The sequence below is a fragment of the Roseateles saccharophilus genome (genome assembly GCF_004342485.1).
Lineage (GTDB): Bacteria > Pseudomonadota > Gammaproteobacteria > Burkholderiales > Burkholderiaceae_C > Pelomonas > Pelomonas saccharophila.
This window is the reverse complement of record NZ_SMBU01000002.1, coordinates 295,534-316,670: the sequence shown is the minus strand read 5'-3', so window position 1 is coordinate 316,670 and position 21,137 is coordinate 295,534. Positions and strand designations below refer to the sequence as shown.

The following is a 21,137-nucleotide window of genomic DNA, read 5'->3' as shown; positions in this document are numbered from 1 at the left end:
CGGCTCTGGCGCACACGGACGGATTACTGGATGGTGATGGCGCCAATGATCGAGATAGACGACGAATAGAAGCTGGTACCCGCCAGTTGCGTGTCGTTGGGAGAGAAAAGGCGCAGCCGCATGCGGATGATGTCGGAGGAGCCCATCAGCGTCGTGGCCGAAGTGCGCGCGTCCTTGAATCCATCGAGCGCCGTATTGAAGGCGGCGAGGTTCGCCGGGTTGCCTTGCGCGTCCCAGGGGTTGGGAAGATTGCGGACGTCGTTGTCCACCGACGCGGCGGTCACGCCGGAAATGCCGCAATTGTTCGTCACCGCAAAGTTGCTCAGCGGCACGTTGTAGGACACGGGGCCCGCTGCCCTGGGCCAGACCAGCGTGGCCAGCTCCACATTGCAGCCGCCACTGTTCTTGCCCAGATCGAGGTAGGCCACGATCGGCTTCCCGGCGGAATACAGCCCCTGCGGAATGTCCATCGTGAAGCCCAGGGCCTTTTCGGTCGTGACCCTCAGGCCGCCCGTCGTGTCGCCACTCGAAGCGAACGAGGTCTTGCCGGGCACGAAGATGTCGATCTTGTTGAAACCGTAGTGCCAACCGGTCGGGAACTTGTCCTTGGGCACCTCCAGTGCCGACTTCAGCGTCTTGCCGTCAGTCGATACGCTGTGGTAGCACCAGTCGGGGCGGTCATTGCCGCACCACTCCCAGCCGGAACCAAGCGTGCTGTCCCAAGGATTGACCGTGACGCCGCCGCCCTGCGCGGTGAGCAACTGGTTCGAGGAACCCGCGCCGGTGCCGTTGGTCCCACTGAATCCATCGGCCAGCAGCAGCGGGTCGACGGCGATGAAGCGCTGCACCGACTTGGCCGCGTAGTTGTCGTTGCCTGCCTGCATGGCCGTCACCGCGCAGGTGCCCTTGCCCAGAAGCTGGAGCGTGCTGCCCGTGATCGAACAGTTGGCAGGCGTGTCTGCAGTGAAAGTCACCGGAAGCCCGGAATCCGAACTCGCGCTGAGCGTGACGGACGAAGCGTTGGCACTCAACACATAGTCGGGCGGCGCAAAAGTGACCGTCTGGGGGTGCTTCAGCACGACGAACACCCCACTCAGGCTGTCTGCCGCAGCCCAGACCTTGCCGTCCGCCGAGGTGCCACCAGGCTGGCTTTCCATGACCGAGCACTCGCCCGCCGCGACCAGCGTGAGCTGATCCCCGGACACCGTGCAGGTGCTCGGCGTATTGGACTTGTACGTGACCGGCAGTCCCGAAGTCGCCGTCGCCTTGAGCGTGTACGGCCCGGTCAACAATGTCGCACCGAACGGAAGGCTCATGTTGATGCTCTGCATCAGGCCACCCGAAGTGCCGCTGCCACCGCCGCCACCGCCACAGGCTGCCAACACCGCACATGTCGCCAACAGCGTCAATTTCTGGCCATGCCGAAATACTTTCTGCGTCACGTTCTGTCTCCTTGTTCTGTAGACTGGTCTGGCCAAATCTAGGCCCCACCGCCGGCCCATAGGTGCTGGCCCACTGCCAGTTCGACCCGGTAAACAAATCTTACGCCACTGGTATGACCAAACCAAAGTAGGGCAAACTCCTGGTCTGACCAAAGTGGCTTGACCACAACAACATCGGAGCTTGTCCTCATGCGAAGTCGGGCGTTGCGCAAAGTCGTCATCGTTGGCGGGGGGAGTGCGGGGTGGATCACGGCGGCGCCGCTGGCGCGCATGCTGTGCCGGCCTGGCCAACCCGATCACTGCGAGGTGACGCTGGTCGAATCCACCGAGATCGGCACAGTCGGCGTCGGCGAGGCGACGCTGCCGACCATCAGCTTCTACAACCAGATGCTCGGCATCGATGAAGCCGACTTCGTCCGCAAGACCCAGGCCAGCTTCAAGCTGGGCATCGAGTTCCGCGACTGGGGACGCGTGGGCCACCGCTTCTTCCACGGATTCGGCGGATTCGGCCCCGCAATTCACAACCGGCCGCTGTGGGCCTACTGGCTGAGGCTGCGGCGACTGGACCCCACCCTGCCCTCCTACGAGGAATGGTCGACCGCGACGGTGATGGCGCGCAACATGCGCTTCATGCCGCCGCAGCCTGGCGAACCATCGCCGACCAACGCCTTCAACTACGCCTATCACTTCGACGCCTCGCTGTACGGCGCCTACCTGCGCAGCTACGCCCTTCACCACGGCGCCCAGCGAGTCGAGGGCACCATCGTGCGCGTAGAGACCTCCGAGCACGATGGCTTCGTCACGGCCGTTCACCTGAGCGATGGGCGACGCGTCGAAGGCGACCTCTTCATCGATTGCTCGGGCTTCAGGGCGCTGCTGATCGGCGGCGCGATGAACTCGCCCTACGAGGACTGGAGCCACTGGCTGCCCTGCGACCGCGCCCTCGCCGTGCCCTGCGCGCGCGTCGATCCAATGACGCCGTTCACCACGTCCACCGCCCGCGGCGCCGGCTGGCAATGGCGCATCCCGCTGCAGCACCGCACCGGCAACGGGCTGGTCTACTGCAGCGGCCACCTGGGCGACGACGCGGCCGCGGACCTGTTGTTGAGCCACCTCGACGGACAGCCTCTGGACGAGCCGCGCCAGCAACGCTTCGTCACCGGCCGGCGCAGGCAGGGATGGGTCAAGAACGTCGTCGCCATCGGCCTGTCTTCGGGATTCCTGGAGCCGCTGGAATCCACCAGCATCCAGCTGATCATGGATGGCGTCAGCCGGCTGACGTCCATGCTGCCGGACCGCGACTTCGCGCCGAAGCTCGCCGACGAGTTCAATCGCCAGATGGCCTATCGCTATGAGTCGGTTCGCGATTTCATCATCCTGCACTACAAGCTCGGCAAGCGTCGCGACAGCGAGTTCTGGCGCCAGTGCGCCGCCATGTCCATCCCCGACGGCCTTGCCCACCAGATCGAGTTGTTCAGCCAGGCCGGGCGGGTGACCATCCTCGAACCGGAAGGGTTTCTGGAACCTTCCTGGGCCTCGATGTTTCTGGGGCTGGAGGTCCTGCCCGAGCGCCATGACCCCTATATCGACCTGGTCGACGTCGAACAGATCCGGCGCCACATGTGGGGCGTGCACGACTCCATCCGTCGGGCCGTGGAGCGCATGCCGACCCATGGCAAATTCGTCGCCAGCGTGGCGGGCAACCAGCCCGCCTGATGTCCCGCGCGGGAGGCGTGGAGTCAGGCGTCGGCGACGCCGCTGACCACCATCTCGTCGGCCTCACCGACCCAGCGTCCATGCGAGGCCAACAGATGGCGGCTCAGCGCGGCTGCCGCCACCTGGGGATTGCGTGCTTGCAGCGCACGGTAGATGGCCTCGTGCTCGCCGAGCGCGACCTGCCAGGCCTCCCGCGTGGATTCAGCCTCGCCGCTCATGCGGGCCGCGATGGGACTGTGGCGGCCATCAAAAAGCGCACCCACCATGTCCACCAGCACGGAATTGCCAGCCATCTCGGCGATGCAGGTGTGAAAGCGCCGGTCCGCCTCGATCGGCTTGCTGCCACGCGCATGCTCGGCACGCATCGCGGCCAAGGCCTCGTCCAGCCGCCGCAGGCCTTCCGCGGTCACGCGCGCTGCCGCCAGCATGATGACGGCCCCCTCGAGAACGGCGCGCGCCTGCATCAGCTCGGCCGGACTGTCGCCCAGTGAAGACGTCGCGCCGCCGTCTCCCGCCGGTGGGGTGCAGACGTACACGCCAGATCCAACACGGATCTCCACGCGGCCGTCGATCTCCAAAGCAATCAGGGCTTCACGCAGGGAGGGGCGCGAGACGCCGAGCTTCATCGCCAGTTCGCGCTCTGCGGGCAGGCGCGCGCCCGGGCCGAGCCCCTCCTCTTCGATGAGGACGCGGATGCGGTCGGCGACCAACTGATACTGGCGGCGGCGTTCAGCGCCGCGATGTCTTGGGTTGGGCATGACGCCCTCATTTCCTCATGGTTTGCGCAGGCGCAGTCATCGGAACCCGACGGCGCCAAACGCCATTGGTCGGCCAGCCGGGCACGCCGCGATCTACGCGCCGCTGAGGGCCGCCTTGGTGGCCACGTCCGCCACCTCGCCCACCCAACGCCCGTGGGAGGCCAACAGATGGCTGCACATCGCCGCAGCGGCAGCCTGCGGGTTGCGCGCCTCCAATGCACGATAGATGGCCTCGTGTTCGCCCACGGCGGCCTCCCACGTGTGGGTCGATTCGACCTTGCCACTCATGCGCGCGGCGATGGGCCCATGGCGACCGTCGAACAGCGCCCCAACCATATCCACAAGCACGGAATTGCCTGCCATCTCCGCAATGCTGAGATGAAAGCGGCGGTCCGCATCGACCGGCTTGCGGCCGCTGGCGTGCTCCTCGCGCATGGCCGCCAGAGCGTCCTCGACACGCTGCAGGCCGGCCTTGGTCACGCGAGCCGCCGCCAACGTGATGACGGCCCCCTCCAGCACGACGCGTGCCTGCATCAGTTCGGCCGGGCTTTCGCCGAGCGTTGACGTGGCCGCATCGCTGGCGCCCACCGGCACCGCACAGACATAGACGCCCGAACCGCCACGGATCTCAATCCGGCCGTCGATTTCCAGGGCAATCAGCGCTTCACGCAGCGAGGGGCGCGACACGCCGAGCTGCAGCGCGAGCTCGCGCTCGGCCGGAAGGCGCGAACCGGCACCGATCCCCTCTTCTTCGATCAGGGCCCGGATTCTGTCGGCGACCAACTGATATTGCCTGCGCGATTCGCTGGCACGGTGATGGCTAGACATGCCGCTGAGCTCCCAACAATTGGACTGACCAAATGGTATCGCAACCACGCGGCCCTTTTTTCATGTTACCTCGTCAAAGCTTAAATCACCGTATTGGGGTATGCACTGGTCTGACCACTATCGACCTATGGCAAAGTGGCAAGACCGAATTGGTTTGACCAGCGACCTTACTTTTGCGTGCGCATTGACAGCGCTGCCAACGCGCCCCGACCGGGAAGCGATCGCCGACCTGCCCTTTCGGCCACCGAGCCGGATCCCTGTCAAAGAGCCCTAGAGAGCTTCAAAGGAGACACAGTGAACAAGCATCGCAGAACCGCCATCTCGCTGGCCGCTGCACAAGCGGCCCTGCTCTGCACCGGCGTGGCCTGGGGCCAGGCCGCCCCGGCGCCAGCCTCCGCCGCCTCGGCGGCCGAAGCCAAACCGCAAAAGATCGAGACCGTCATCGTCAGCGGCCAGCGCGCGGCGCTGCAATCGGCCCAGAAGATCAAGCAGAACTCCGACGAGGTCGTCGACTCCATCGTCGCGGACGACATCGGCAAGCTGCCCGACAAATCCGTCACCGAGGTGCTGCAACGCATCGCCGGCGTCAGCATCGACCGCACGCTGAACCGCGCCGATCCCCAACAGGGCGTCGGCGATGGCGTCATGCACTTCGCCGCCGAGGGCACCGGCGTGAGTGTGCGCGGCCTGAGCTACGTGCGTTCCGAACTGAACGGCCGCGACTCCTTCTCCGCCAATGGCGGGCGCTCGCTGAGCTTCGAGGACGTGCCGCCCGAGCTGATGGCCGGCGTCGACGTCTACAAGAACCCGTCGGCGGAACAGGTCGAAGGCGCCATCGGCGGCCTGGTGAACCTGCGAACCGCCCTGCCCTTCGACTTCAAGGGGTTCAAGGGGGCCTTCTCCGCCGAGACCTCGCGCCAGCAACTGCGCGGCGGCAAGGCCGAGCCGTCGTTCTCGGGACTGGTGTCCAACCGCTGGAAGACCGACCTGGGCGAGATCGGCGCCCTGCTCGACATCGCGCACTCCAAGATCGCCACGCGCGCCAACGGCGTGTTCGTCGAGCCGTATTACCCGCGCACCGATGCCCTCATCGGCGACACCAGCGGCAAGCTGCGCTGGATCAGCAAGGGCGGCTCCTGGAGCGCAAGCGACTTCGACCGCACGCGCGATGGCCTATACGGCGCGCTGCAGTGGCGCAAGAACGACGTCTCGTCCTCGCTCACCTACTTCCGCTCGAAGTACAAGATGGACACGCGGGAAAACGGCATGTCCGTGGGCGGCACCAACACCCAAATCACGCTCGACCCCGGCGCCACCTTCGACGCCAATGACGCGCTGTTGACCGGGACGCTCCGGGCCCCGGGGGACGGCGCGCCCGGCGGGGCCATCCACGGCCTGGGCTTTGCCACCCTTTCGCGTCACGCCGGCCGCACGGCGGACACCCGGGACATCGCCTGGAACATCACCGCGAAGGTGTCGCCCAGCCTGACTCTGCGCTCCGACCTTCAGCACATCAAGGCCATCAGCGACGGCACCGACTACCTGATCGGCACCGGCGGCTGGATGCCCAAGCAGCAGGTCGATTTCACGACGTCGACGCCCAGCTTCAATTTCGACGCCGCTGACCGTGCCTTCCTCGCTGACGCGAGCAACTACTACTGGGGCTCCGCCCAGGAGCACCGGGACCATGCGACGGCCAGCGAAACCGCGTGGCGCGTCGATGGCAAGCTGAACTTCGACGACGCGGTGCTCAACGACCTGCGCTTCGGCTTCCGACTGACCCATCGCGGTGCAATCACCCAGTCGACACACGACTCCGAGTGGGCGCAGATCACGCAGCCGTGGGCCGTGGGCAAGGATGGATGGCAGCCGTTCAGCCAGCTCGCCTGGATGAGTGACCCGCGCTTCAAGGGCGACACCCACATCCAGCCTTTCAACAATTTCTTCAACGGCAAGGGTCCGATGCCGGCGCCCATCGTCGTGCCGGACATGAACCTGCTCAACGACGCCGGTTTCAAGAAAGTCCACGGCTATGCCGACCTGGTCTGCCAGGTCAGCCCCTGCTGGGCCCACTGGAACCCGGCCCAATACGGCGACGACAAGGGCCGCAACGAGCAGAACGAACGCACCCAGGCGGTCTACGGCCAGCTGCGCTTCAGCTTCGACGACCTTGCCTATCCGGTGGACGGCAACGTGGGCGTTCGCGCGGTCTATACGCAGGCCGACGCGGTGGGCAACACCATCCTCACGGTGCCGAACTACCAGCAGAACCCCGGCGTGCCCGTACTCGAACCCAAGGCCGAGCTGCAAACTTTCCACAACGCCTACTCCAGCGTCTTGCCCAGCCTGAACCTTCGCATGAAGGCAAACGACAAGCTGCAATACCGCATGGCGCTGTCCAAGGGTGTTTCCCGGCCGGACCTGTACCAGATGCAGGCCTACACGACGATCTCTCAGACCGTGCAGACGCACCAGGATGCCAGCGGCCACACGGTGGTCGACTCGATCTCCTACACCGGGTCGGCCCGGGGCAACCCCATGCTCAAGCCCGTCAAGTCGAACAACCTCGACCTGACGGCGGAGTATTACTTCGGCCCGACCAGTTCTTTCACGGTGGCGGTGTTCGACAAGCAGCTCAGGGACGTCGTCATTGGCCAGACGGGCTACTACCGGGTCTCGGACACTAGCGGCCAGCCGCATGACTTCGCGATCACCGCGCCCGTCAATGGCGCCAAGGGCAAGACGCGCGGCATCGAGGTGGGTTACCAGCAGTACTTCGACAAGCTGCCGGGTTGGCTGTCGGGCTTTGGGGTGTCGGGCAACGTCACCCTCATCGACAGCACCATGACCATGTACGACAAGATCAACCTCGAGTGGTGCACGCCGCGGGGCACGGTCGAAACGGAGCTGGCGCGCAATCTCTACGGCTGCGACACCAACGGCCACGTCATCGGCAACCTGCCGTTGCCGGGCATGTCGCGCAGGGCGTTCAACCTCGCCCTGCTCTACGACTACGGTCCGCTCTCGGCACGCATTGCCTACAGCTGGCGCTCGAAGTACCTGCAGGCGGCCAATGCCTTCGGCACGAACGACGACTTCGGCAACGGCTGGGACTACAACCCCAACAGCCCGAACTACAAGAAGCCGTTCTCGTCGAACTTCTCGCTGCCGACCTGGGGCGGAGCCTACGGCCAGGTCGACATGGGCGTTCACTACAAGGTCAACGACGACCTCGGCGTCTCGTTCGAAGCGCAGAACCTCAACGATGCCCTGTACAAGCAGTACATGCAGCAGGGTATCGGCCTGATGCAAAGGTCGGCCTTCTACACCGGCCGGCGCTACACCGTGCAAATGCGCTATTCGTTCTGAGCCTTCTTCCCCGTCCGCGCCACGGCGCGGACGGGCACGCCGACTTATGCCCAAGCTTCGCTCCAACCGCCTTCGCATGGCGGCGCTGGTTCTCCTGTTCCCGTGGACCCTCGCCGTCGCCGCGCCGGCAGAGCGTCCACAGCTCGTACACGAGGGAGACCGCCACGCCCTGCTCGTCGACGGCCAGCCCTTCACCATCCTCGGCGCCCAGGTCCACAACTCCAGCAACTATCCCAAGGCCCTGGACAAGGTCTGGCCCGCCATCGCCGACATCCACGCCAACACAGTCGAGGTGCCGGTGGCCTGGGAGCAGATCGAGCCGGTCGAGGGCCGCTTCGACTTTTCCTTCATCGACACCCTGCTGAAGCAGGCGCGCGAGCATCAGGTGCGCGTCGTGCTGCTGTGGTTCGGCACCTGGAAGAACACCAGCCCCCAATACACACCGGCCTGGGTCAAGTTCGACAACCGGCGCTTCCCGCGCATGGTCGACGCGACCGGCAAGGACAGCTATTGCCTGTCCCCCTTCGGCGAGGCGACGCTCCATGCCGACAAGCGCGCCTTCACCGCGCTGATGACGCATCTGAAGCGGGTGGATGACCATCAGCACACCGTGCTGATGGTGCAGGTGGAAAACGAGGTCGGCACCTTCGGCCTGGCGCGCGACTTCGGCAAGGCCGCACAAGCTGCCTTCGAGCAACCAGTACCGGCCGCGGTCCTGGCCCGCAAGAAGCCGGTGGCCAAGAGCTCGGGCAGCTGGCGCGAGGTCTATGGTGACTACGCCGACGAGTATTTCCATGCCTGGGCCATCGCCCGCTACATCGAGGAGATCGCCAGGGCCGGCCGCGCCGTGCACAACCTGCCGATGTACGTCAACAACGCACTGCGCGACCCGCTGGAGCAGCCGCCCAAGCCCTGGAACAAGGACTTCGCCAGCGGCGGCCCGACCTACGACGTCATCGACATCTACAAGGCCGTCGCGCCCCATATCGACATCGTCGGCCCGGACATCTATCACCCCGAGTCGGTCAAGGTCGCAGCACATCTGGACAAGTTTCAGCGCGCCGACAACCCGCTGTGGGTGCCCGAACTCGGCAACGCCGCCGCATACGCCCGCTACGTTTATCAAATCCTCGGTCGCGGCAGCCTGGGTGTAGCGCCCTTCGGCATCGACTACTTCGACTACGCCAACTTCCCCCTCGGCGCCAAGGCCAGCGACAAGGGCATGATCGAGCCCTTCGCCAGGGTCTATGCCGCCTTCCGGCCCATGCAGCGCCAGTGGGCACGCTGGGCCTACGAAGGCCGCACTCATGGCGTCGCCGAGCCCGACGACCATGCCGACCAGTTCGTCGCGATGAAGGGCTGGAAGGCCCACGTGACCTTCGGCCAGTGGCAGTTCGGCGAGCGCGAATGGCCTGGCAATCAGAAAGAGCTGCCCGCCCATGCCGCGACGCCCTCCGGCGGCGTGGCCATTGCCCAGCTCGGCGACGACGAATTCATCCTCGTCGGCCAGCAGGCGCGCGTGCGCATCGACGACGCCGAGGCCAGCGGCAGGGTGCTCATCGACCACGTCGAGGAAGGCCGCTTCGGCCCCGACGGCCAGTGGGTCATGGAGCGCCGCTGGAACGGCGATCAGGTCGACTGGGGCCTGAACTTCACGGCCAATCCGCGCGTCATCAAGGTCAAGCTGGGCCGCTACCGCTGACCCCCTCCCATCGCTTCCATGCAGTACCGCAACCTCATCGCATCCGCCTTGCTTGCCGCCACCGTTCTGGCACATGCCCAGGACCTCGTCATCCTGCCCGCCCCGACCGACGCCTGGCGCGTCACCGTCGGCCACTGGGAAGCCCAGGCCGAGCTGACCAGCGACGGCGTCGTCGCGCCGGCACCCAAGGCCGACCATGGCGGCAACGCCTTCGCAGGCGCCAGCGCCCACGTCGGCGCCGGCCGGCGCGATGCACTGACCTTCGAATGGCGCGACCTGTGGCAGTCCATGCTCCGCATCGAAAGCCGCAAGCCGCTCGACCTGCGCCCCTACGCCGACGGCATGCTGGAATTCGACCTCGACGTCGGCGTGCTCGCGCAGGGCGGCGTGAGCGTGAAGCTGGGTTGCGGCGCCGGCTGCGAGCGCGCCGTCAACCTCCTTGAGCCGGCTCGCGGCTGGGCCGGCAAGGGCTGGCAGCACGTGGCCCTGTCCATGAGCTGCTTCGCCCGCGAGGGGGCCGACTTTTCCGCCGTCACCCTGCCCTTTGGGCTCGAAGGCACCGGCAGCGGTCGCGTCAGCGTCGCCAATGTGCGCCTGACCCGCGCGTCCGTGCCGGGCCTGGCCTGCCCCGACTACCGCAGCGAGTCGGTCACGCCGGCCATGCTCAACGAGTCCTGGTCCATCGACTGGTGGAAGCCTCGCCACGAGCAGAAGCTGGAAGAGAAGCGCCAGCTCCTCGCCGCCGGCACGCCGCCCGAAGTCGTCTTCATCGGCGACTCCATCACCCAGGGCTGGGAGAAGGAGGGCCGCGAGGTCTGGCAGCGTCATTTCGCCCCCCTCCACGGGCTGGCGCTGGGCTTCGGCGGTGACCGCACTGAGAACGCGCTGTGGCGCCTGCAGCATGGCGAGATCGATGGCCTCGCACCCAAGGCCGTCGTGCTGATGATCGGCACCAACAACAGCGGCCACCGCGCCGAGAACCCCGAGACCACGGCCGCCGGCATCAAGCGTCTGCTCGACGAGATCCGCCGGCGCTTGCCAAACGCGCAGGTCCTGCTGCTAGCCATCTTCCCGCGTGGCGAGAAGCCCGACGACTTCTTGCGCGGCATCAACCAGCGCGTCAACCAGATCATCCAGGGCTATGCCGACGGCCGCCAGATCCACTTCCTGGACATCGGCGCGGCCCTGCTTCAACCCGACGGCACGCTCAGCAAGGAGGTCATGCCCGACCTGCTGCATCCCAACGAGCGCGGCTACGAGATCTGGCAGCGCGCCATGGCACCGACGCTGCAGCAGCTGATGGGGGTGGCGCGATGAGCACCCGCCGCAGCTTCATCGTCGGCAGCACGCTGGCCTGCAGCCTGTCCGCCCTGCCCGCCTTTGCGCGCAGCGGCGCCGCGCGCCTGGCCGACGACGCGCTCACACTCTGGTACGACCAACCCGCCGGCCCCTGGATCGAAGCCCTCCCCTTGGGAAACGGCCGTCTGGGCACCATGGTCTTCGGCCGGGCGGCGCAGGAGCGCCTGCAGTTCAACATCGACACGCTTTACGGCGGCGGCCCCTACGTCGCGGACAACCCCAAGTTCCGCGACGCCCTGCCCCAAGTGCGCCAGCTGATAGCCCAGCAGCGCTGGAAGGAGGCCAACGAGCTGACCTCCGAGGCGTTGATGGGCCGGCCGATCAAGCAGATGCCCTTCAGCGGCGCAGGTGACCTGCTGCTGGACTTCCCCGGCCTCAAAGGCGCGGCGCGCTACCACCGCAGCCTCGACCTCGACAGCGCCATCGCGCTGACCAGCTTCTTCGACGGCAGCGCACGCCACCAGCGGGAGGCCTTCTGTAGCGAACCCGACCAGGTGACCGTGATCCGCCTGGAGGTCGTGGGCGACGGCGTGATCAACCTGGACCTCGGTTATCGCCACCCCGACTACCAGCCCTACGGCGGCTTCGGCGACACGAAGTACGACGCCCACGGCGTGGTCTACGTCGGCGCGCCCTGGGATCATCGCGAATCCCTCCATGCCGAGAAGCGGCCGGCCGCGCTGACGGTCCGCGCCGATGGCAGCGACGCGCTGCTGATCGAGGGCCGCAATGTGTCTGCCTTCGGCATCGCGGGCCAGCTGCGCTACGCGCTGCGCGTGCAGGCGGCGGGCGACGGGCAGATCGAGGCCATCGGCGACCAGCTGCGCGTGCGGGGATCACGCCGGCTGACGCTGCTGGTGGCCGGCGAGACCAGCTATGTCAACTACCAGGACACAGGCGGCGACCCGGTCGCGACCGTGCGCCAGCACACCACGATGGCCGCGCGCAAGCCCTTCGCCCGGCTGCGCGACGACCACGTCAAGGCCCACCGCGCGCTGTTCCGCCGCCTGCACATCGACCTCGGCGGCCATGAGGCCAATGCACGCCCGACCAACGCCCGCATCCAGGACGTGCCGCAGCAGCCCGACGCCGCGCTCACGGCAATGTACGTCCAGTACGCGCGCTATCTGCTGATGTCGTCGTCGCGGCCGGGCAGCCAGCCGGCCAATCTGCAGGGGCTGTGGAACGAAGTCCTGCACCCGCCGTGGGAAGGCAAGTACACGATCAACATCAACACCGAGATGAACTACTGGCCCGCGGGGCCGGCCAATCTCGGCGAATGTCTTGAGCCGCTGCTGAAGATGGTCGAGGACCTGGCCGTCACCGGCGCCCGCACCGCCCGCGACAGCTACGGCGCGCGCGGCTGGATGGCCCATCACAACACCGACCTGTGGCGGGCCACGGCCCCCATCGACGGCCCGCTGTGGGGCATGTGGCCCATGGGCGGCGCCTGGCTCTGCACGACGCTGTGGCAGCAGTTCCAGTACCAGCCCGACCAGGCCCTGCTGCGGCGCCTGGTGCCGCTTTTCGTCGGCGCCACGGAGTTCTTCCTCGACACGCTGATCCAGGACTCGCAAGGCCACGGCCTGGTCACGTCGCCCTCGCTGTCGCCCGAGAACGAGCATCACGCCGGCGTGGCCCTGTGCGCCGGGCCGGCGATGGACCGCCAGATCCTGCGCGACCTCTTCGACGCGACGCTGGCGGCGCAGCAGCAGCTGGGCCCGGTGGACACGGCCTTCTCGCAAACCGTGCGCCAGGCGCGCGAGCGCCTGCCGGCCGACCGCATCGGCGCGCAGGGCCAGCTGCAGGAATGGCTGGAGGACTGGGACGCGGGCGCTGCCGACCAGCGCCATCGCCACGTCTCCCACCTCTACGCCGTCTACCCCAGCGAGCAGGTCAACGTGCGCGACACACCCGAACTGGCCCAGGCCGCGCGCGTGACGCTGAACGCCCGCGGCGACGAGAGCACTGGCTGGGCCACGGCCTGGCGGCTGGCGCTGTGGACCCGCCTGGGCGATGGCGAGCGCGCCTACAAGATCCTGCAGGGGCTGCTCGGGCCGGCGCGTACCTACCCCAATATGTTCGACGCCCACCCGCCCTTCCAGATCGACGGCAACTTCGGCGGCGCGGCGGCCATCCTGGACATGATCGTGCAGTCATGGGGTGGTGAGATCCACCTGCTGGCCGCCCTGCCCAAGGCCTGGCCCCAGGGGCGCCTGCATGGCGTGCGGGCCCATGGCGGCGTGGAGGTGGACGTCGACTGGCAGGACGGGCGGCTGCGCCGGCTGCAGCTGCGCGGGCCTGCGCACGCCAGCGTCGCGCTGCGCTGCCGCGGGCGACGCCTGGCGCTGCGACTGGACGCCCAGGGCCGCGCCCGCGTGGCACCCGCCGATTTCGGGACGGGTGCATGACGCCTTCTTCGCCGCTGTTGCAGCCCGCGCCGCTCTCGACCGTCACTCTGCAAGTGCAGCGCGACGGCGGCGGCTCGCGCCAGCCTGACCGCGGCGACGGCAGCTTCTGCAATCCCATCGTGGCCGGCGACCACCCCGACCCGACCCTGCTGAAGGACGGGCCCGACTACTACATGACGGCCTCGTCGCTGCAGTCCTGCCCCGGCGTCCTGATCTGCCATTCGCGCGACCTCGTGAACTGGACGCCCATCACGGCTGCGCTGACCCAGCCCCTGGGCAGCGTCTCGGCCATGGACCTGGTCAGGCACGGTGGCCGCTACTTCGTCTACCTCCCCGTGCTGCAGGGCCGTCGCAGCGCGATCTACGTCATCCATGCCGAGGACATCCGCGGCCCGTGGAGCCCGCCCCTCGACCTGGGCCTGGACGGCTGCCTCGATCCCAGCCACGTCGTCGGCGAGGACGGGCGGCGCCACCTGTTCGTCAACGGCGCGCGCCGCATCGAACTCTCCGATGACGGCCTGGCCACCCATGGCGAACTTCAGTTTGCGCACAGGATCGGCCAGCAGCAGCGCGAACGCGGCACGGACCTGCCGGTGTCCGAGGGCCCGAGGCTGCTCCGCCGCGGCGAGTTCTTCTACATGATCTCGGCGCTCGCCACGTCGGAAGGCCATGTGCTTGCCGTGGCGAAGTCACGCTCGGTTTTCGGGCCCTGGGAGGACTGCCCCTTCAATCCGATCGCCTCGGCAGGAGACGCGGACGCCCCCTGGTGCACCGGTGGCCGCGTCAGCCTGGTGGAAGGCCCCGGCGGCGACTGGTGGATGGCCTGCCACGGCCACGAGCACGGCTATCGGACACTCGGCCGCCAGACCCTGCTGCAACCCATCGAGTGGACCCGCGATGGCTGGTTCCGCACCGTTGGCGCGCGGCTCGACCGGCCGATGCGCAAGCCACGCGGAGGCTGCGGCGACCACCCTGCGCAACCGCTTTCGGACGACTTCAGGCAGAACCGGCTCGGCCTGCAATGGAGTTTCTTCGATGCAGGGCCTGGAGAGCTGCTTCGCGCGCGCTATGCCGACGACGGCCTCCTGCTGCGCGGCAAGGGCAGCGGGCCGCACGACTGTTCGCCGCTGACTTGCCGGGTCGGCGACCACAGCTATGTGGCGGAGCTCGACTTCGAGCTCGACGGCACCGTCCAGGCTGGCCTCGCCCTCTTCCACGACACCCGCGGCTTCGTGGGCATAGGCATCGGCGACGGCCTGGTGCATACCTACAGCTACGGCCAGGAACACCGCTGGATGCGGCAGCCCACGCAGGGCCGCCACCACCGCCTGCGCATGACCCACAGGCGCCACCTCGTCAGCTTCCACCACGCTGCCAGCGACGGCCCCTGGACGCAGAACCCCTGGCTGCGCGACATCTCGACCCTTCACCAGAACGGACTCGGCGCCCTGCTGAGCCTGCGCCCGGCCCTGTTCGCAGCCGGCCCGGGCGAAGTGCGGTTCCGGCATTTCAGCTACCAAAGCCTCGACGCATGACACTCCGCATCAACTCCCTCGCCGCCAAAGCCCTGGTCGCGGCATTCGCCCTCTGCGCCGCCACGCTGGCGTCCGCCCAGGCGACCCAGGCACGCCTGGCCGTATCGCTTGACGAGCCCTCCCCTCGCATCGAACCGACGGTCTACGGCCACTTCGTCGAGCACCTCGGCAGGGGGGTCTACGACGGTCTCTGGGTCGGGCCGGAATCCAGCATCCCCAATACACGCGGCTGGCGCAACGACGTGGTTCAGGCATTGCGTCGCGTCGGCATTCCCGTGATGCGCTGGCCCGGCGGCTGCTTCGCCGACGACTACGACTGGCGCGACGGCATCGGCGATCCGGCCAAGCGGCCCGCGCGCCGCAACATCTGGTGGGGCGGCCTGGAGACCAACCGCGTCGGCACGCACGAGTTCATGGACCTCGTGGAACAGCTGGACAGCGAGGCCTACCTGTCCGGCAACATGGGCTCCATGCCGCCGCGGGCCATGGCCCAGTGGATCGAGTACATCACCGCTGGCGAAAACTCGGCTCTGACCCAGGAGCGCCGCCGCAACGGCCGCGACAAGCCCTGGAAGCTGAAGTACTTCGGCGTCGGCAACGAGAGCTTCGGCTGCGGCGGCAGCATGCGGCCCGAGTACCAATCCGACCTCCACAACCAGTACGCCACGTTCCTGAAGGGCGTCACGCGCGTCGCCTCGGGCGACGGCGAGGGCGACGACCACCGTGTCGAGGTGCTGATGTCGCGTTCAGCCAGGCATATGGACGCGTTCACGCTGCACTACTACTCGCTGCCCGACAACTGGACCCGGCACGGCGATGCCACCGGCTTCGACGCCGGCGCCTGGGCGCGCACGCTGAAGTCGGCGCTCGGCATGGACGGCCGCATCGAGGCGATCAAGCGCATCATGGACAAGCACGACCCGGACAAGCGGGTGGCGCTCTACGTCGATGAATGGGGCACCTGGTACGACACGCCGCCCGGCGCGAGCGCCCTCTTCCAGCAGAACACGCTTCGCGATGCCGTGCTGGCGGCGGTGTCCTTCAACATCTTCCATCGCCACACCGATCGCGTGAAGATGGCCAACATCGCCCAGATGGTCAACGTGCTGCAGAGCATGGTGCTGACCGAAGGCGACAAGATGGTGCTGACGCCCACCTATCACGCCTTCGACCTCTACAAGCCTTTTCGCGGCGCCACGCCGCTGGCCATCAAGCTCGACGCGCCCGTCTTCCGCACAGGTGATGTCGAGCTCCCCGCGGTCCACGCCAGCGCGGCACGCGCGCCCGACGGCAAGCTGCTGCTGGCCCTGGTCAACCTCGACCCCAGCCACCCGGCCCGAGTCGCCACCAATCTGACAGGCAGCGCCCGCGGCCGCGTGCTGACCGCACAGTCCATGGACGCCCACAACACCTTCCAGCAGCCGCAGGCCGTTGCGCCCGCGCCCTACGCCGCCGCCTCGTCGGGGCTGCTGGACCTGCCGCCGAAGTCCGTCGTTGTCGTCGAGATCGTGCCCAGGCCCTGAGCCGGTCTCCCCATAACGCTCGTGACCGGAGGAGACAACCGGCCGAGCACCTTCGCTGAAAGGTAGAACCATGAGACTGAAGTTGGGACCCCTGATGCTCGCCCTCGCGGCAAGCGGCGCCTTGCCAGCCATCGCGCAGACCTGCACGCCGACGGCCATCACGCCGTACATCAACGTCAACGGCACCTGGACGCAGACATCGTCCGCCACCATCAAGACCGGCGCTTCCGCCATCCTCGGCCCGCAGCCGACCTCCGGCGGCTCCTGGAGCTGGAGTGGCTGCGGCACCGTCGGGGCCTCGCGCGAGCAAACCATCTCGCCCGCCGGCGCCTGCACGGCGACGGCCACCTACACCAACAGCTGCGGCGCCAAGAGCACCCAAGCCTTCAACATCGGCGTCGGCATCTGGGCCAACGTCAAGTGGGGCGGCGGCGGCTACGTCCCGGGCCTCATCTTCCATCCGAAGACGCAGGATGTCCTGTACGCCCGCACCGACGTCGGCGGCGCATATCGCTGGAATGTCGGCACCTCGTCCTGGATCCCGTTGAGCGATGGCCTGGGCGTGACCGAGGGCCAGTACCGCGGCGTCGAGAGCATCGCCGTGGACCCGACCAACGACCAGCGCGTCTACATGGTCGCCGACATGTCCATCTCGGCCAACCCCACCGCCAAGCTGTACATCTCCAACAACCGCGGCAACAGCTGGACCTCCGTCAACCTGCCGTTCTCGGCGGGCGGCAACAACAACGGCCGCGCCATCGGCGAGCGCCTGGCCGTCGACCCCACCAATCCGACCATCCTGTTCTACGCCTCGCGCACCGCCGGCCTGTGGAAGAGCTCGGACTCAGGCCAGACCTGGAGCCAGACCTCGCTGTCATCCACGGTCTTGACCCAGACCCAGATCAACAACCTGGGCGGCCAGGTCATGGGCGTCGAGCAACTGATCTTCGACAACTCGAATGTCGGGGGCGGCGCCACCACCTGGATCATGTACGCCACCATCGCGCCGGACTACGTCACGGCAGCGAGCCTGAGCTCCAACCTGTACAAGTCCGTCAACGGCGGTGCCACCTGGACGCCAGTCACGACGCCGGTGTCGGGCTATCACGTCCCGCACACAGTGCGCGCAGCGGACGGCATGTACTACTTCGCGTTCACCCAGGGTGCAGGGCCTGGCGACAGCGGTCCCGCACGCCTCTACAAGTTCGACGGCAGCAACTGGACACTGCTCAAGAGCAGCGACTCCGGCGGCTTCGGCGGCCTGTCCGTCTATGGAAGCGGGTCGACCGCGCGCATTGCGGTGGGCGTGAGCGGCGCCTGGAACGCCGGTCAGCAGCTCGTGCAACTGTCCGACGACGGCGGCCGTAACTGGCGCGAGATTGAAGACGGGACGCCCGGCGTCACCGCCCGTGGTTGGGTCGACGACCTCGAGATCGACCCCTTCAACCGTGACCGTATCCTGCACGTCCACGGCGGCGGCATCATCGAGACCCGAAACGCCTCCGCGTCTGCGCCCACCTGGAGCAGCGCGGTCAACGGCCTGGAAGAGACCTGCACGCTGTCCCTGAAGGCCCCACCGGCTGGCGCCTCCTACACCTTGCTCAACAGTTCCGGCGACGTCGGCACCTGGATCTACACCAATCTCTCGACCGCGCCAACGCTGAGCCCTTACAAGTCCTGGAGCAACGGCAACTCCGCCGACATGGCCTGGTCCGACCCGACCTACATCGTCGCGAACGGCCGGATCAACAACCCGGACGGCAGCGCTCTCGGCATCGGCCACTGGTCCGGCAACAGCGGCCAGACCTGGGCGTCGCTCAGCACACTCCCGGCGGGCGCCACCAGCAACACGGGTGCGGAATCCAACCTGGTCGTCACAGCACGCAACAACGTGGTCTGGGCGCCGGGCAACACGATTCCCTCCTACACCACCAACAACGGTGCCAGCTGGACGGCCACCAACCTGCCGGCGCCCACGCAAACCAGCATCCCCAGCAGCTACCGCCTCGTCGCCGACCGCAAGAACCCGAACAAGGTCTATGCCTACGACTCGGGCGGCGCCTGGTGGACCTATAAGCAGGCCAAGGTCTATGTCTCGACGGACGGCGGCCACAACTTCACGTTGAGCCAGGGCTCGGTGAACGCCAACATGCGCTTCGCACCCTTCGGCGCCTCGTCGATGGCGGTGAATCCCTATGTCGAAGGCGACCTCTGGGTGGCCGACGGCCTGGCCCTCTACCACTCTGTCGATTCGGGCGCGAGCTGGACCAAGCTGAGCGCCTTCGCGCCGAATTGGGGGACAGGGCGCAACGATTGGGACGGCCCTCTGGTGGCGGGCGCCAGCATCGTTACGCTGGGCAAGCCCAAGCCCGGCTCGACGGCCACGGCTGCGGTCTACGTGGTGGGTATCAACAACGGCGTCTGGGGCATATGGCGCTCGGACGACGGCGGCAGCACCTGGGTGCGTCACAACGACGACGCCCACCAGTGGGGCGGCGTGGGCGTGATGACCGCCGACCAGGCCACCTACGGTCGCGTCTATGTCGGCGGCAGTTGCCGTGGCGTGAACTACAGCAATTGAGTTCCTGACTCGGGGCCTGGCGCGCAACTCACGGCGCCGGCCTCTCGGCCCAAGTCACGCGTCGTCGCGGAGGCCGCGTCCTAGCCCCGAGCCGACCAACTACAACGCTCGTCACCGGAGTAGACAACCGGCCGAGCCCTTCAACAAAACTTGAAAGGTAAAACCATGAGACTGCTTTTGTCGACCCTGCTGCTGGCCCTGGGTGCCGGTGCGGGCACGGCTGCCCAGGCCCAGAATTGCGGCAGCGGCGGCGGCACCACCGTCTGCCTGGTGGCCAACGGCGCTGCCGGCCAGGTGCAGCTGAACTGGACCATCAGCGGTGCCGTCAACGGCCTGGAGGTGTATCGCAGCGCCACCGCCAATGCCAGCGACCGAAGCCGCATCGCCAGCCTGGCCAAGACGGCCACCAGCTATTCGGACGCCTCTGCCAGCACCGGCACGCCCTACTGGTACTGGGTCCGGTTCATGACGCCCGTCGGCAGCTACAACTCCGGTCCGGCCACGGCCAGCAGCGGCGGCAACTGCGCACCCACGGCCTTGACGCCCAATATCAACGTCAACGGCATCTGGACGCAGACCGCCTCCGCCTCCGTCAGCGCCGGCGATGCGGCCATCCTGGGCCCACAGCCGGTGTCTGGCGGCATGTGGAGCTGGAACGGCTGCGGCACCGCCGGCGGCGCTCGTGAGCAGACCGTCCGGCCCACCGCCGCCTGCACGGCCACGGCCACCTACACCAACGCCTGCGGCGCCAAGTCACTGCAGCAGTTCTCCATCGGCATCGCCGGCCCGATGCGCAACATCACCAGCATGCAGATGTCCAAGGAGATGTCGCCTGGCTGGAACATCGGCAACACGCTGGACGCAACGCCCACCGAAACTTCATGGGGCCAGCCGCTGATCAACCAGGCCCTGATGAACGGCATCAAGAGCGCCGGCTTCAAGAGCATCCGCCTGCCCGTCACCTGGACGCCGCACGTCGACGCCAACGACAACATCGACCCCGTGTGGATGGCCCGCGTCACCCAGGTCGTCAAGTACGCCCGCAACGCCGGCCTCTACGTCGTCATGAACCTGCACCACGAGGGCGGCTGGCTGGACGACACCACCTATGCCGCCCAGCCGGCCAACAACGCCCGGCTGACCAAGCTTTGGACGCAGATCGCCAACAACTTCAAGGACTACGACGACTACCTGTTGTTCGCCGCCATGAACGAGGTCGGCAAGCAGAACACGGTCTGGGGTGCGCCCAAGGACCCGGAATGGCTGAGCGTCCAGAACGGCTACAACCAGGTATTCGTGAACGCGGTGCGAGCCACCGGCGGCAACAACGCCAAGCGCCATCTCGTTGCACAGGCCTACGAGACCAACATTGACATCTCCTACGCTTCCGCGGTGCTGCCTGCGGACACCATCGCCAACCGCCTGTTCTTCGAGATCCACTACTACGACCCCTACGACTTCACGATCAACGGCAACAGCACGATGTGGCAGTGGGGCGCCACCGCCACCAACCCCACCGAGACCTGGGCCGACGAGCCCTACGTCGACGCGGAGTTCCAGAAGATGAAGACGCGCTTCGTCGACCAGGGCGTACCGGTGCTCATGGGTGAGTACGGTGCCTACCTCAAGCCGGCCTACCCGGGCATGGCCCCGTACCGCAAGGCCTGGGCCCAGTACGTCACGCGTTCGGCCTGGCTGCATGGCCTGGTGCCGATGTGGTGGGACACGGGCGAGATGATCGACCGCGTCACCGGCGCGGTGAAGACGCCCGACGAGATCAGCACCATCGTCAACGCCACCAAGTGATGGATCGTTCGAGGGGGCCCTGGCGACGTTCGCCACCTCTCTCGACAGCGTCCAGTGAACAGCGGGCCCGGCGCCCGCACTTTTCCCAAGCGCGGGACGCCAACGCC

12 protein-coding genes are annotated in these 21,137 nt (G+C 67.3%); 9 read left to right on the top strand and 3 right to left on the bottom strand.

The genetic code is table 11. The annotated features are described in order from the left end of the window. Nucleotides 1-23 precede the first annotated feature (23 nt). Nucleotides 24-1,442 (bottom strand): hypothetical protein, encoded by a 1,419-nt coding sequence (locus tag EV671_RS03240; protein ID WP_132569840.1) that lies wholly within the window; start codon nt 1,440-1,442, stop codon nt 24-26. Between the two features lie 189 nt (nt 1,443-1,631). Between EV671_RS03240 and EV671_RS03235 the strand changes: the two genes are divergently transcribed. Beyond that, a complete protein-coding gene (locus EV671_RS03235; protein WP_132569839.1) occupies nt 1,632-3,158 on the top strand; it encodes a tryptophan halogenase family protein in 1,527 nt (508 codons plus the stop codon). 23 nt (nt 3,159-3,181) lie between these two features. Here EV671_RS03235 and EV671_RS03230 read toward each other — a convergent pair whose 3' ends face one another. Further along, entirely contained in the window at nt 3,182-3,916 is a 735-nt protein-coding gene (locus EV671_RS03230; RefSeq protein ID WP_132569838.1) for a FadR/GntR family transcriptional regulator, read from the bottom strand. A 93-nt stretch (nt 3,917-4,009) separates the two neighbouring features. After that, a complete protein-coding gene (locus tag EV671_RS03225) occupies nt 4,010-4,744 on the bottom strand; it encodes a FadR/GntR family transcriptional regulator (RefSeq protein WP_132569837.1) in 735 nt (244 codons plus the stop codon). A 294-nt stretch (nt 4,745-5,038) separates the two neighbouring features. Here EV671_RS03225 and EV671_RS03220 point away from each other — a divergent pair, with 294 nt between their 5' ends. The 8 genes from EV671_RS03220 to EV671_RS27180 all read left to right on the top strand — a co-directional run bounded on the left by EV671_RS03220 (nt 5,039) and on the right by EV671_RS27180 (nt 21,030). Beyond that, a complete protein-coding gene (locus EV671_RS03220; protein WP_132569836.1) occupies nt 5,039-8,113 on the top strand; it encodes a TonB-dependent receptor in 3,075 nt (1,024 codons plus the stop codon). A 76-nt stretch (nt 8,114-8,189) separates the two neighbouring features. Next, entirely contained in the window at nt 8,190-9,815 is a 1,626-nt protein-coding gene (locus tag EV671_RS03215; protein ID WP_132569835.1) for a GH35 family beta-galactosidase, read from the top strand. Between the two features lie 18 nt (nt 9,816-9,833). Beyond that, nucleotides 9,834-11,132, top strand: coding sequence for a GDSL-type esterase/lipase family protein (locus tag EV671_RS03210; RefSeq protein WP_132569834.1), 1,299 nt, complete (start codon nt 9,834-9,836; stop codon nt 11,130-11,132). Next, complete coding sequence (locus tag EV671_RS03205) at nt 11,129-13,585, top strand: glycoside hydrolase family 95 protein (RefSeq protein WP_132569833.1); 2,457 nt, start codon at nt 11,129-11,131, stop codon at nt 13,583-13,585. The genes EV671_RS03210 and EV671_RS03205 overlap by 4 nt, the downstream gene beginning before the upstream one ends. Further along, entirely contained in the window at nt 13,582-15,120 is a 1,539-nt protein-coding gene (locus tag EV671_RS03200; protein ID WP_132569832.1) for a family 43 glycosylhydrolase, read from the top strand. Before EV671_RS03205 ends, EV671_RS03200 begins: the two co-directional genes overlap by 4 nt. Further along, entirely contained in the window at nt 15,117-16,643 is a 1,527-nt protein-coding gene (locus EV671_RS03195) for an alpha-N-arabinofuranosidase (protein WP_132569831.1), read from the top strand. The genes EV671_RS03200 and EV671_RS03195 overlap by 4 nt, the downstream gene beginning before the upstream one ends. A gap of 94 nt (nt 16,644-16,737) precedes the next feature. Continuing rightward, a complete protein-coding gene (locus EV671_RS03190; RefSeq protein ID WP_207911079.1) occupies nt 16,738-19,224 on the top strand; it encodes a WD40/YVTN/BNR-like repeat-containing protein in 2,487 nt (828 codons plus the stop codon). 165 nt (nt 19,225-19,389) lie between these two features. Continuing rightward, nucleotides 19,390-21,030, top strand: coding sequence for a glycoside hydrolase family 5 protein (locus tag EV671_RS27180; RefSeq protein ID WP_243655553.1), 1,641 nt, complete (start codon nt 19,390-19,392; stop codon nt 21,028-21,030). The last annotated feature ends 107 nt before the right edge of the window (nt 21,031-21,137 follow it).